The following is an 11490-nucleotide window of genomic DNA, read 5'->3' on the forward strand; positions in this document are numbered from 1 at the left end:
ACCTTGTGCCTGCGGGCTGTGGAAGGGTGTTGACAGGGGACGCGTCGGGCCGGACCAAGCGGCCATGCGAACGCCTCCCGATATGCAGTCCCTCGTCGATCTGCGCACCCGCATCGACGCCGGCCGCCTCGATCCCGCGGGCGCCATCCGCCTCGCCGAGGAGGCCATCGCGGCACGCGAGCCGGCGGTCGGCGCGCTCGTCTGCCGGCACCCGGACCCGGCGGTCTCCGAGGCGGGTCCGCTCGCCGGCATCGCGGTCGGCATCAAGGACATCATCGACACCGCCGACCTGCCGACGCAGATGGGTTCGGCCATCTATGCCGGCTGGCAGCCGAAGGCGGATGCGGCCATCGTCGCCCGGCTGCGGGCGCTGGGCGCGGTGCCGCTCGCCAAGACCACGACCTCGCCCTTCGCCGGCCACGACCCCACCGCCACCGTGAACCCGCGCGATCCCAGGCACACGCCCGGCGGGTCCTCGGCGGGTTCGGCCGCCGCTGTCGCCGCCGGCATGGTGCCGCTGGCGGTCGGCACCCAGACGGGGGGCTCGGTGATCCGGCCCGCCGCATTCTGCGGGGTCGCGGCGATCAAGCCCTCGTTCCGCCTGCTGCCCACGGTCGGCGTCAAGACGGTCTCCTGGGCCCTCGACACGCTCGGCCTGTTCGGAGCCGGCATTCCGGACATCGCCCGGGCCCTGAGCCTGATCGCGGACCGGCCGGCCATCGATCTCGACGGATCACCGGGCGCTCCGCGCATCGGCCTGTGCCTCCAAGACTTCCAAGATTTTCACGATTTCGGGGGCGCGCCCGACGCGGATGCGCTCGCGGCCCTGTACGAGGCCGCCCGCGCGGTGGAAGCCGCCGGCGCCCGGATCACCGATCTGACCCTCCCGGCGCCGCTGCCGGAAGCCTGGGCGCGCCAGCCCGTCATCCAGCGTTTCGAGGCGCGCCAGGCTCTGGCCTGGGAATACGCGCACCATCGGGCGCGGCTCAGCCCGGAACTCGGCGCGCAGCTCGACGCGGCCCAGGCGCTCCCGGCCTCCGCCTACGACGACGCCCGCCGCAGCGCGCATCGCGCCCGGCGCGTCCTGAAGGACCTGTTCCGCGAGATGGACGCCATCCTGACGGTCTCCGCCCCGGGCCGCGCCCCGGCCGGCCTCGATGATACGGGCGATGCCCGCTTCAATCGGCTCTGGACCCTGATGGGCGTGCCCTGCGTCACCGTTCCGGTCCCGGGAAACGGGCTGCCCCTCGGCGTGCAGGTCGTGGCGCGCTTCGGCGACGACGGCCGGGCGCTCGCGGTCGCACGCATGATCGAGGCGGCGCTGAGCGCCTGACGAGAGCCGCCATGCAATCCTGGAAGCAGGCCGTGGCCCGGGCCTTCGACGCGGCCGAGGGCTATGACGGGGCGGCCGCGATCCAGGCCGAGGTCGCCGCGCGACTGGCCGAGCGCATCGCCGGCGCGTCGCGCGCGGCGGCACCGCGCATCCTGGAGGTCGGTTGCGGCACGGGGCTGCTGACCGCCGCCCTGGCGCGGCAGAGGGGCCGCGGCATCCTCGTCGCCAGCGACATCGCCCCCGCCATGATCCAGCGCTGCCGCGCCCGGCTCACTGGTGCGGCGAACCTGCATGTCACGGTGATGGACGCCGAGCGGCCCTGCCTCGCGCCCGGCTTCGATCTCATCGCCTCCAGCCTCGCGGCCCAATGGTTCGAGGATTTGCCGGGGACCCTCGCGCGCCTCTCCGCGCTCCTGGCGCCCGGCGGCCTGATGGCGGTGGCGACGCTGGCCGAGGGGACCTTCGCCGAGTGGCGCGCCGCGCACGCGGCGCTCGGTCTCGAGGCCGCGACGCCGCGCTACCCGGCGCTGGCGGAGTTGGCCGGGCTGTCGCTGCCCGGCTGCACGCTCGCGGTGTCCGGCGAGCCCGTCATCGAAGTCCACGCCGATGGCCGCGCCTTTCTCGGCGCCCTGCGGGCGATCGGAGCCGGGACGCCGGGGACCCGCGACATCCTGTCGGCGGGCGCCCTGCGCCGGGTCCTGCGGCTTTTCGAGGCGGGTGGTGCCCGCGTGACCTACGAGGTCGCGACCCTGCTCATCCGGCGGCGCGAACAGGGTTAAGGGTTTTCACGTGCAACGGCGGGGCACTCGCGTCAGGCGCCCGGCTTGCCGTCGGTCGCTTGCCCGCGACGCAGAAGGAACACGCCCTGCGCGCCCATCAGGTTCCAGACCCACCAGGGCATCGAGAACCGCATCGGCCGGCCGCGCGCGTCGAGGGCGGTGGCCTTCTCGATCGCGGCGTTCACCGTCCGGCACAGGCCGACGAAGTCCCGGATCGTGCAGTGATGGATGTTCTGGGTCTCGTACCATTCCTCGGGCATCAGGGCCGTGACCGGCATGCGCCCGCGCAGAGCCAGTTCCGAGCGCACCCGCCAATGGCCGAAATTCGGGAAGGAGATGATGACCTGCCGGCCGATCCGCAGGAGGTGCTCCAGCACGATGCGCGGGTTGCGCGTCGCCTGGATGGTCTGGGACAGGACCACCACGTCGAAGGCGTCGTCGGGGTAATTGGCGAGATCGGTATCGGCATCGCCCTGGATCACCGGCAGGCCCCGGGCGAGGCAGGCATTCACGCCCTCGCGTGAGAGCTCGATGCCGCGCCCGTCGACGCCGCGCCGGTCTCGCAGCAGCGCCAGCAGGGCGCCGTCGCCGCAGCCGATATCGAGGACGCGAGCGTTCGGCGGCACGAGGTCGAGCACGACGAGGTGATCGACGCGGGTGCTGCCGGCCTCGGCATGCGGCAGCGTCTCGGCCACTTCCCAGGGCCGGTGAGCGGAAATCTCGGGTCGCGTCACAGGCCGCGCGCCCGGGCGGCGGCGTCGATGAAGCCGCGCGCGGCGGCGAACATCACCGGCTCGTCGAGCAGGAAGGCGTCGTGGCCCTTGTCGCTCTCCACCTCCACGAAGGCGACAGGCGCGGAGGCCGCGTTCAGCGCATGCACGATGGCGCGGGATTCCGAGGTCGGGAACAGCCAGTCGGAGGTGAAGGACATCACGCAGAACCGGGTCTTGCTGCCCTTGAAGGCGTTGGCGAGGACGCCGCCCTTGTCGGCGGCGAGATCGAAGTAATCCATCGCGCGGGTCAGGTAGAGGTAGGCGTTGGCGTCGAAACGCTCGACGAAGCTCAAGCCCTGGTGGCGCAGGTAGCTCTCGATCTGGAAGTCGGCGTTGAACGAGAAGGTCGGCGCCGAGCCACCCTGGAAGCGCCGGCCGAACTTCCGATGCAGCGCCGGCTCCGACAGGTAGGTGATGTGCGCGCCCATGCGGGCGACGCCGAGCCCCTTGGCCGGCCGGGTACCGGCCTCGAGGTAGCGCCCTTCCGCCCAAGCGGGATCGGCCATGATCGCTTGCCGTCCGACCTCGTGGAAGGCGATGTTCTGCGCCGAGTGGCGCGGGCCCGTGGCGATCGGCATCGCGGCGAAGACCCGCTCGGGGTAGCTCGCGGCCCATTGCAGCACCTGCATGCCGCCCATCGACCCGCCGATGCACAGGAACAGATCGCGGATGCCGAGGCGGTCCAGCAGCATCGCCTGGGCGCGGACCATGTCGCGGATCGTCACCAGGGGGAAGTCCAGCCCGTAGGCCCGGCCCGTGGCCGGATCGATGGAGGCCGGGCCGGTGGAACCCATGCAGGACCCGATGACGTTGGAGCAGACGACGAAGTAGCGGTCGGTGTCGACCGGCTTGCCCGGTCCGACCAGGGACTCCCACCAGCCGCCCTTGCCCGTGACCGGATGGGTGTGGGCGAAGTGCTGGTCGCCCGTCAGCGCATGGCAGACCAGGACGGCGTTGGAGCGGTCCGCGTTGAGGGTGCCCGCCGTCTGGTAGGCGATCTGGAAGGGGGCGAGCTGCACGCCCGCATCCATCGCCAGGGGCTCGTCCGGGCCGAACCGCGCCACGGAGCCCTTCGGCTCGCGGGCCTGGGACACCTCCACGCCCGGCGCGTCGGCGCGCGCCGATTCGTCTTCGGGCGTGCCTGGCTTGAGGGCGGTATCCAGCGACATGGTCATGAAACGGGTTGGAGGAGGCGGTGCGTCGATCCAGCCGGGAGACGGGCGGCCGGCTTGGTATGCCATTCGCCGGAGGACCATGCGACCCGAGGCGTTGAGGTAGTGTGCGCACCCTCGCGCGTCAACGAAAGGGCGGTGCCGGCATGCCGGCTCCGGAGGCGCATCGGCGCGGGGCCCCCCCTTCAAAACCCGGCCGCCGTTCGCGCTCTGGCGGAAACGGCTCTGGCCCTTCGGCGCGTGCGATCGTAGACCGGACGGCGATGACGGGGAGGCGAGACCCCGTTGCCGGTCTTGCCGATCTTAACCCCCGGACCCTCGCGAGCCCAGCATGCGCTTCACCACGAGACCCGCGCCGCCCCTCGACAACCTCGGGGACTTGCGCGCCGAGATCGACCGCATCGATGCCGAGATGCACGCGCTCCTGATCCAGCGCGGCTCGATCATCGACCGGCTGATCGCGGTGAAGCGCACCTCGGCCAGCGGCTCGGCCTTCCGGCCCGGACGCGAGGCCTCGATGATGCGCCGCGTCGCCGAGCGCCATCGCGGGCTGCTGCCGCTCGATACCGTGGAGGGCATCTGGCGGGTCATCATCGCCACCTTCACCTACGTCCAGGCGCCGTTCTCGGTGCATGCCGACATCTCGGGCGGCGACGCGCCGATGCGCGATTCCGCCCGCTTCCATTTCGGCTTCACGGTGCCCTACCGGCCGCACCCGACTTGCCTCGCGGTGATCGAGGCGGTGGCGGCCTCGCGCGGCGACCTCGGCATCTTCCGCCTCGATCCCGACGGTTCGGGCGCGTCCTCCGAGGCGGCGCCGTGGTGGGAGGGCCTCGTCGGCGCGGGCAGGCCCAAGGTCATCGCCCGACTGCCCTTCATCGAGCGGCCGACGCACCCGGCGGGCACCCCCGTCTTCGTGGTCTCGAACCCCCTCGACGATCCGGCGGCGGCCCAGCGCGACTGGGTCCTGCACGCCACCCGCGTCAGCGCCTGGGCACCGGAGGCGGCCCGCGCCCTGCAGGACCTCTACGGCGAGGTGGTGGCCCGCGCGGCGCGCGGGGACGACCATTGCCTGCTCCTCGCCGTTCCGGGCGGCGTCGGTGCCCGGCAGCTGCACGACGCGCTGACCCGCGCCGGCGCCGCGCCGCAGGCCCTCGACGAGATCGGCAGCCACGCCGCCCGGTTCCGGGTCTAGCGGTAAGCTTTCAGGGTGCGGGCCGCCCGGCCCAGCGGGGGACAGGGCCTCAAGGCCGGGCGATCTGCGCCGCGTTGCGGGCCTGCCGGTCGAGCACCCCACGCAGATGGCCGAGCGCCGCCTCCTGCAGCCCGCGCAGCGCGTCCGGCTCCTCCTGAACGTCCCGGCGCATCGACACGAAGAACTCGCTCTTGCCCGGCTCCGTCGAGGAGACGTTGTTCAGCACGTAGGGAAACCGGCCGAGGCGCGTCGCGTCCGCGACCAGATCGAGGAACACGCGCGGCGTGAACACCCAGCAATGGCAGGGCTCGTCCGCGTCCGAGAGCAGCGCGTCGCGCGTCCGGGCGTAGGCCTCGGCGAGGGCCTCCGGCCCGGCCATCCGGGGCGCCGTCGCGGTGGTCTCGCCGGCCCAGATCCCGTCGGTCGAGACGATGCGGCTCTCGAAGAGATGCGCGAAGCGCTGGCGCGGGTTCGGCCGGGTCAGGCCGAGCAGGTCGGCCTCGACCAGTTCGGCCGTGGTGCTGCGCGATCGGCCGACATCGCGCATGAAGCGCCGGTCGGGGAGCGACAGGTTGAACACTCCGCCCGGCCGGAGCACCGCGTGGATGCCGCGCAGCCAGCCGAGAAGGTTCGGGACGAACTGCGCAACCCCCGCGGCGATGGCGAAGTCGAAGCCCTTGGGCGCCTGTCGGTCGCCCAGAGCCGCCGCGAGCGAGCCCGCGCCGGTCCAGGCGTGGTCGATCGGTGGAGCCCCCGGCAATCCGGCATTGGCGTCAGGGTTACGGTCGACATAGGCGACGCGCACGCCTTCGGGGAGGGCCGTGGGCCTGTCGCCGGGGCCGAATTCCAGGCCCACGGCCTCGGGGAGGGGCAGGTCGTGGGTCAAGCGGGCCAGCCGGCGATCCGCGCCGCGTCGTGCCAGGAAGGCATCGAGCGAGAGCGGATCGCCGACCATGGATTCATTCCCTCGGCGGGGCGACGGCCCGTCGGCCTCAACCGGCCATCAGGGCGTCGGCGTCGTCCCAGGCGCAATGCGCCGCCAGTTCGCCCGCGAACACGGCATCGAGACGCATCCGCTCGACCTCGACGATGGGGCCGTCGACCGCCACCGGCCGGCAGCGCGCCGTCAGGCCGGGCACGACGAAGTCCGGGTTGTGCAGGGCGTGGTCGGAACCCTCCTCGAAGAACGGACGATCGCCCCAGTCGAGGTAGCTCTCGGCGGCCAGGCCCTCGGCCAGCAGGATGTCGTGGGCGTCGAGCTCAACGTGCCAGTAGGTCACGGCCTGGACGGGCTCGCGCGCGATGCTGGTGCCGTTGATCAGGCACATGATCGGCACGAGGTGGCCGCCCTGCGCGCCGGCCTCGGCGCCCACCAGGACGGGGTGGCCCGGCGAGAGCGAGAGGTCGCGGGCCGGCAGGCCGGGGCCGAAGGCACCGGCGCGCACACGGATCGGCTGCTGGCTGTGGGCGAGCGCGCGGCCCCGCCCGTCGAGATCCCGGTGCCCGATCCAGGTGATCGGCCGGATCGCGCCCGAGGCGGTGACGGCCCGGTCGCCGACGCGCAGGTCCTCGACCGCCACATCGGCCTCGATCCCGTCGCGGATCACCCGGATGCCGGTGCCGGTGACGAAGCAGACCGGAGCATAGTCACCCACGGTGTTGTTGCTGTCGAAGGTGACGCGCTGGCGCGCGGCCAGCGCCGTGTTGGACAGCACGTACCGCGTCGTGGCGTTGGCGGCGTTCGGGCTGTCCGAGAACAGGATCATGCCCGTCGAATCGTACTGCGTGGCGTACAGCGTCTTCGTCGTGGAGGTGGACTCCGCCGGGAAGATGCCCGTCGCCGTCACGGTGTCGCCGACCGCGTTCACGGTTCCATTCACGGTGATCGCGGAGGTCGACACATCGTCGATGCCGAAGGACGCGGCCGGAGCACCGTCGTCCGTGCCGACGAAGCCCGCGCCGTAGACGGTGTTTCTGAAGTTAATCGCCACGATCCGTTCCTCCAAACAGGCATTTCAACGATGGGTTCGCGACGGAGGAACGTGCGCATTCGTGCGCATCTGGACGATCCGGCACCCGTCATCGGCCCTGTTTTTATGTTGCGAACGCCCTGATGCGTCCATGGCGAAACTCCCCGATCGATTTGCCGGATTTGCCCGAACAGGGTCTTTGTCGGGACGATGCAAAGCATCGTCCCCGCTTTCCGCAGTGATGTGCCATTTTTGCAGCGTTCCGATCAAGGACACGGGCCCTCATCACGCCATAGGTTTCGGACAATTGCCGCCCAGTACGCGCGAGACCGTCTCCGCTTGATCGAAGGGATCAAACGGATGACCGGGCAAGAGAGTCGCGCGGGCCCGTCGAGCCCGACGCGCGACGGTGCCCGAAGCCTCGCGACGGTCGTGCCGCCCGTCGCCCGAGCCGCCCAGGATCGCGGTGCCCCGTGCTCGCAAAGCCGGGCAAGCTTTGTTAGACGGGCGCTTCATGAGACGGGCGCTTCGCCCACCAACCGGCCGCCACCATGTCCTCTTCCACGTCCCCGCGCCCGGTGCCCCGCCCCGGCGTCCTCGCCATCGAGGCCTACGTGCCCGGCAAGAGCGGGGCGCCCGGCCTCGCCACGGTGCACAAGCTCTCCTCGAACGAGACGCCCCTGGGCCCGAGCCCGAAGGCGGTGGAGGCGATGCGGACGGAAGCCGCCAAGCTCGCGCTCTACCCGGACGGCACCTCGACGCGCCTGCGCGAGGCCATCGCCGCGCGCTACGGCCTCGATCCGGCGCGCATCGTCTGCGGCGCGGGCTCGGACGAGCTCCTGTCCTTCCTGGCCTACGCCTATCTGGGCCCGGGCGACGAGGGCATCTTCACCGAGCACGGCTTCCTGGTCTACCGGATCGCGATCCTGGCCGCCGGCGGCACCCCCGTGGTGGTGAAGGAGCGCGACCTGCGCGCCGATGTCGACGCGCTGCTGGCCGCCCTCACGCCGCGCACCAAGATCGTCTACCTCGCCAACCCCAACAACCCGACCGGCACCTACCTGCCCTTCGACGCGGTGCGGCGCCTGCACGCGGGCCTGCCGCCCCACGTCCTCCTCGTCCTCGACGGGGCCTATGCCGAGTACGTGCGGGCGAACGATTACAGCGCCGGGCTCGACCTCGTGCTGGAATCCGCCAACGTCGTGATGACCCGGACCTTCTCCAAGATCCACGGTCTCGCGGCCCTGCGGATCGGCTGGATGGTCGGCCCCGCCGAGGTGATCGATGCGGTCAACCGCATCCGGGGGCCGTTCAACCTGTCGGGCGCCGGCATCGCGGCGGGGGCCGCGGCCATCGCGGACGAGGCGCACGTGGCCGCGGCGGTGGCGCACAACGACACCTGGCTCGCCCGCATGACGGAAGCGGTGCGGGGCCTCGGCCTGAGCGTGACGCCGAGCGTCGCGAACTTCATCCTCGTCCACTTCCCCGACGCGCCCGGACGCAACGCCGAGGCGGCCGACGGCTTCCTCACGGCGCGGGGCGTCATCACGCGCCGCGTCTCCTCCTACGGTTTGCCCGGCGCCCTGCGCGTCACCATCGGGAGCGAGGCGGCGAACACGGCCTTCCTCGAGGCCCTGACCGCCTTCACGCGGGGCGAGCCCGGTGCCTGAGTTCGACACCCTCGCGATCGTCGGCCTCGGGCTGATCGGCTCGTCGATCGCGCGCGGGGCCCGCCAGTTCGGCCTCGCCCGGCGCATCGTCGCCATCGACGGGGACGCGTCCGTGCTGGAGCGGGTGCGCGCCCTCGGCCTCGCCGATCTCGCCACGGACGACCTCGGGGCCGGGGCCGCCGGGGCCGACCTCGTGATCCTGTGCGTGCCGGTGGGCGCCGTCGGCGCGGTCGCGGCGACCCTGGGGCCCGCGCTGAAGCCGGGCGCCATCGTGTCCGACGTCGGCTCCGTGAAGGCCGCGGTGGTGGCGGCCGTGGCGCCGCACCTGCCGGAGGGCGTGCATTTCGTGCCCGCGCACCCCGTGGCCGGCACCGAGTATTCCGGCCCCGATGCCGGGTTCTCGACCCTGTTCTCGGGCCGCTGGTGCATCCTCACCCCGGCCGAGGACGCGGACGCGCAGGCCACGGCGCGGGTGACCCGGTTCTGGGAGGGCCTGCGCGCCATCGTCGAGACGATGACGCCGGAGCATCACGACCTCGTCCTGGCGATCACCAGCCACGTGCCGCACCTCATCGCCTACAACATCGTCGGCACCGCCGCCGACCTGGAGGCGGTGACGCAATCCGAGGTGATCAAGTTCTCCGCCGGCGGGTTTCGCGATTTCACCCGCATCGCCGCCTCCGACCCGACCATGTGGCGGGACGTGTTCCTGACCAACAAGGACGCGGTGCTGGAGATGTTGGGGCGCTTCAACGAGGATCTGGCGGCGCTCGCCCGCGCCATCCGCTGGGGCGACGGCGACGCGCTGCACGACCTCTTCACCCGCACTCGCGCCATCCGCCGGGGCATCGTCGCCATGGGCCAGGAGACGGCGGAGGCCGATTTCGGGCGTGCCCGCCCGAGCGAGCCCGAGCGAGCCCGAAGCCTCGAAGCCCCGAAGCCCGGCGCCGCTCAATAGAGCGGCGGAAGCTGCACGTTCGGGATCGGGAACGGTCCGAGCGTCACCCGGCCCTCGGCGAGGCGTAAGGGCGGCAGGGCCTTGAGGGCGGCCTCGTTCGGGGCCGTGGCACCCGGCTCGGTCCCGGCCCGGTCCCGGCGTGCGCCGAGGAGCTGGCCGACGAGGTTGCCGATGAGCGCCCCCTTCTCCGCGCCGAAGCGCTGCCCCATGACCTGACCGACCAGCGCCTCGAGCCCGGCCGCGCGCAGGTCGAGCTGGCCCTGCGGCCGATGCGCCGCGTCGAGGTCGAGCGTGCCCTTCGCCTGGAGCCGCCGCTCGCCCTTGGCCAGCGACAGGAGCGCGAGGTCGAGGCTGCCGCCGGCCCGGCGCCAGGCCTCGAGTTCCCGCGCCACGGTGCCGGTGCGCAGGGTGGTGGCGCGGTTGATCGTGGCGTCGAGGGCGAGGTCGGCCAGGTCGGAGTTGCCGAGGGCCGCGTCGGCGAGCGGCAGGCGGATCTCGCTCACGCGCAGGCTGGTGTCGACGGCACCGTCCGCGTCGAAGCGGCCGGGCGTCGGGCGGGCATGGAATTCGAGGTGCCGGGTGTCGAAATCGATCGGCGCCGCCCCGGCGCCGTGGACGCTGCCCTTCGCCCCGTCCACCACCAGGGACGCCCGCACGAAACCGTCGGCAGCCCCGTGGAAGCTGCCTTCCAGGGAGGTCCAGGTCGCGTCCGCCGTGAGGTCGCCCTGCTCGACATGGAAGGGGCCGCCGACTTCCAGGATGCCCTGTCGCGGCTGGTAGACCTGCACCACCGCCGTCACCGGCCCGAGGGTGAAGTGGCTGTCGGAGCGGGTGAAGGCGAGGGAAGCGCAGCGCAGCTCGATCCGGAACGGATATCCGCCGATCGAGCGGTCGGCGCAGTTCCAGGTCCGTCCCGCGGCCGATTCCTGCGCGAGCCAGGCATCCATCTCGGTCGCGGCCCGGTGGCGGATGTAGAACCAGCCGATCGACCAAGCGATCACCAGGGTGCCGAGGAGGATGTAGGGAAGGAACAGCCCCTTGCGCGAAGGAGACTTGCCGGAAGGAGAGTTGCCGGAAGGGGAACGGGCCGGGGTCGGACTCTGCGCCATCGGGTATTCGTATCCTGCGTCGCCTGAGGGAGGTCACGCCCTGCCTCAGGGCGTTCCGGCTCACAAGGCTTGGCAGGGTCTCGACGGCGAAAGCATGGCGGCCAGGCCCTTCGAACATCGATCACGCGCCCGAGGCGCGGAGGAGAAACGCCGCGCTCAGTTCGCGGCGTCGACAGTCTGTTCGTACCAAATCCGTTCGATCCCTTCGGGATGGCGGATTTGGGCTTCGCTCAGGCGCCACGCGGGCTGAGCGAGACTGTCTCCGCTTCGATCAAGCGGCGACTGTATTGCGGGTCAAGCGATAAGGTGGCTTTCGGCGAAGGTTTTGTCGTCGCGGATGAGGGCGTTGGCGAGGACGACGAGGCGGCGGCCGGTGGCGACGATGGCCACCTTGGCGGGTTTGCCGGCGTCTCGCATGGCCCTGTAGGGGGCCTTGAAGGCCGGGCACGTTCGGGCCGCGACCATGCCGGCCATGTAGAACGCGGTGCGCAGACACGGTCGGCCGCCCGCGATGGCGTGGCGTCCGGGATG

10 protein-coding genes and 1 pseudogene are annotated in these 11490 nt (G+C 71.9%); 5 read left to right on the plus strand and 6 right to left on the minus strand.

Going from position 1 to position 11490, the window contains the following annotated elements; all coding sequences use genetic code 11:
• The first annotated feature begins 82 nt into the window (after positions 1 to 82).
• Together MKK54_RS11480 and MKK54_RS11485 are read left to right on the plus strand one after the other, a co-directional pair.
• Positions 83 to 1333: an amidase gene (locus tag MKK54_RS11480; protein ID WP_244010955.1), complete on the plus strand. Its 1251-nt coding sequence runs from the start codon at positions 83 to 85 to the stop codon at positions 1331 to 1333.
• Positions 1334 to 1344: 11 nt separating this feature from the next.
• The gene (locus tag MKK54_RS11485) at positions 1345 to 2112 is read left to right on the plus strand and encodes a methyltransferase domain-containing protein (RefSeq protein WP_244010919.1); all 768 of its coding nucleotides are present in this window, start codon (positions 1345 to 1347) and stop codon (positions 2110 to 2112) included.
• A gap of 32 nt (positions 2113 to 2144) precedes the next feature.
• Here the strand turns inward: MKK54_RS11485 and metW are convergent, their stop codons facing one another.
• Complete coding sequence (gene metW, locus MKK54_RS11490) at positions 2145 to 2831, minus strand: methionine biosynthesis protein MetW (RefSeq protein ID WP_409564166.1); 687 nt, start codon at positions 2829 to 2831, stop codon at positions 2145 to 2147.
• 11 nt (positions 2832 to 2842) lie between these two features.
• Positions 2843 to 4054 carry a homoserine O-acetyltransferase gene (locus tag MKK54_RS11495; RefSeq protein ID WP_409564164.1) on the minus strand — a complete coding sequence of 404 codons (1212 nt, stop codon included), beginning with the start codon at positions 4052 to 4054 and terminating at the stop codon, positions 2843 to 2845.
• A gap of 334 nt (positions 4055 to 4388) precedes the next feature.
• On the opposite strand from MKK54_RS11495, the gene MKK54_RS11500 reads away from it, so the two are divergent.
• A complete protein-coding gene (locus MKK54_RS11500; RefSeq protein ID WP_244010924.1) occupies positions 4389 to 5252 on the plus strand; it encodes a chorismate mutase in 864 nt (287 codons plus the stop codon).
• Positions 5253 to 5301: 49 nt separating this feature from the next.
• Here MKK54_RS11500 and MKK54_RS11505 read toward each other — a convergent pair whose 3' ends face one another.
• Both MKK54_RS11505 and MKK54_RS11510 read right to left on the minus strand, forming a co-directional pair.
• Complete coding sequence (locus MKK54_RS11505) at positions 5302 to 6207, minus strand: methyltransferase domain-containing protein (RefSeq protein WP_244010926.1); 906 nt, start codon at positions 6205 to 6207, stop codon at positions 5302 to 5304.
• A gap of 37 nt (positions 6208 to 6244) precedes the next feature.
• The gene (locus MKK54_RS11510; RefSeq protein WP_244010928.1) at positions 6245 to 7243 is read right to left on the minus strand and encodes a Hint domain-containing protein; all 999 of its coding nucleotides are present in this window, start codon (positions 7241 to 7243) and stop codon (positions 6245 to 6247) included.
• 530 nt (positions 7244 to 7773) lie between these two features.
• Between MKK54_RS11510 and MKK54_RS11515 the strand changes: the two genes are divergently transcribed.
• Complete coding sequence (locus MKK54_RS11515; protein ID WP_244010930.1) at positions 7774 to 8892, plus strand: pyridoxal phosphate-dependent aminotransferase; 1119 nt, start codon at positions 7774 to 7776, stop codon at positions 8890 to 8892.
• Positions 8885 to 9850, plus strand: a complete 966-nt coding sequence (locus MKK54_RS11520; RefSeq protein ID WP_244010931.1) for a prephenate/arogenate dehydrogenase family protein — start codon at positions 8885 to 8887, stop codon at positions 9848 to 9850. The genes MKK54_RS11515 and MKK54_RS11520 overlap by 8 nt, the downstream gene beginning before the upstream one ends.
• On the opposite strand, the gene MKK54_RS11525 is transcribed toward MKK54_RS11520, so the two are convergent.
• Together MKK54_RS11525 and MKK54_RS11530 are read right to left on the minus strand one after the other, a co-directional pair.
• Positions 9844 to 10959, minus strand: coding sequence for a DUF2125 domain-containing protein (locus MKK54_RS11525; protein ID WP_244010934.1), 1116 nt, complete (start codon positions 10957 to 10959; stop codon positions 9844 to 9846). The genes MKK54_RS11520 and MKK54_RS11525 overlap by 7 nt on opposite strands.
• A 300-nt stretch (positions 10960 to 11259) precedes the next feature.
• Positions 11260 to 11490: pseudogene (locus tag MKK54_RS11530) on the minus strand (IS110 family transposase); the annotation flags it as partial.

Source organism: Methylobacterium sp. J-068, from assembly GCF_022829445.1.
GTDB lineage: Bacteria > Pseudomonadota > Alphaproteobacteria > Rhizobiales > Beijerinckiaceae > Methylobacterium.

Bases quoted from the DNA above. Each gene is read 5' to 3' on its own strand.
- MKK54_RS11495 (WP_409564164.1), bottom strand. From the start codon at position 4,054: ATGTCGCTGGATACCGCCCTCAAGCCAGGCACGCCCGAAGACGAATCG.
- MKK54_RS11515 (WP_244010930.1), top strand. From the start codon at position 7,774: ATGTCCTCTTCCACGTCCCCGCGCCCGGTGCCCCGCCCCGGCGTCCTC.
- MKK54_RS11480 (WP_244010955.1), top strand. From the start codon at position 83: ATGCAGTCCCTCGTCGATCTGCGCACCCGCATCGACGCCGGCCGCCTC.
- MKK54_RS11500 (WP_244010924.1), top strand. From the start codon at position 4,389: ATGCGCTTCACCACGAGACCCGCGCCGCCCCTCGACAACCTCGGGGAC.
- MKK54_RS11485 (WP_244010919.1), top strand. From the start codon at position 1,345: ATGCAATCCTGGAAGCAGGCCGTGGCCCGGGCCTTCGACGCGGCCGAG.
- MKK54_RS11505 (WP_244010926.1), bottom strand. From the start codon at position 6,207: ATGGTCGGCGATCCGCTCTCGCTCGATGCCTTCCTGGCACGACGCGGC.
- MKK54_RS11525 (WP_244010934.1), bottom strand. From the start codon at position 10,959: ATGGCGCAGAGTCCGACCCCGGCCCGTTCCCCTTCCGGCAACTCTCCT.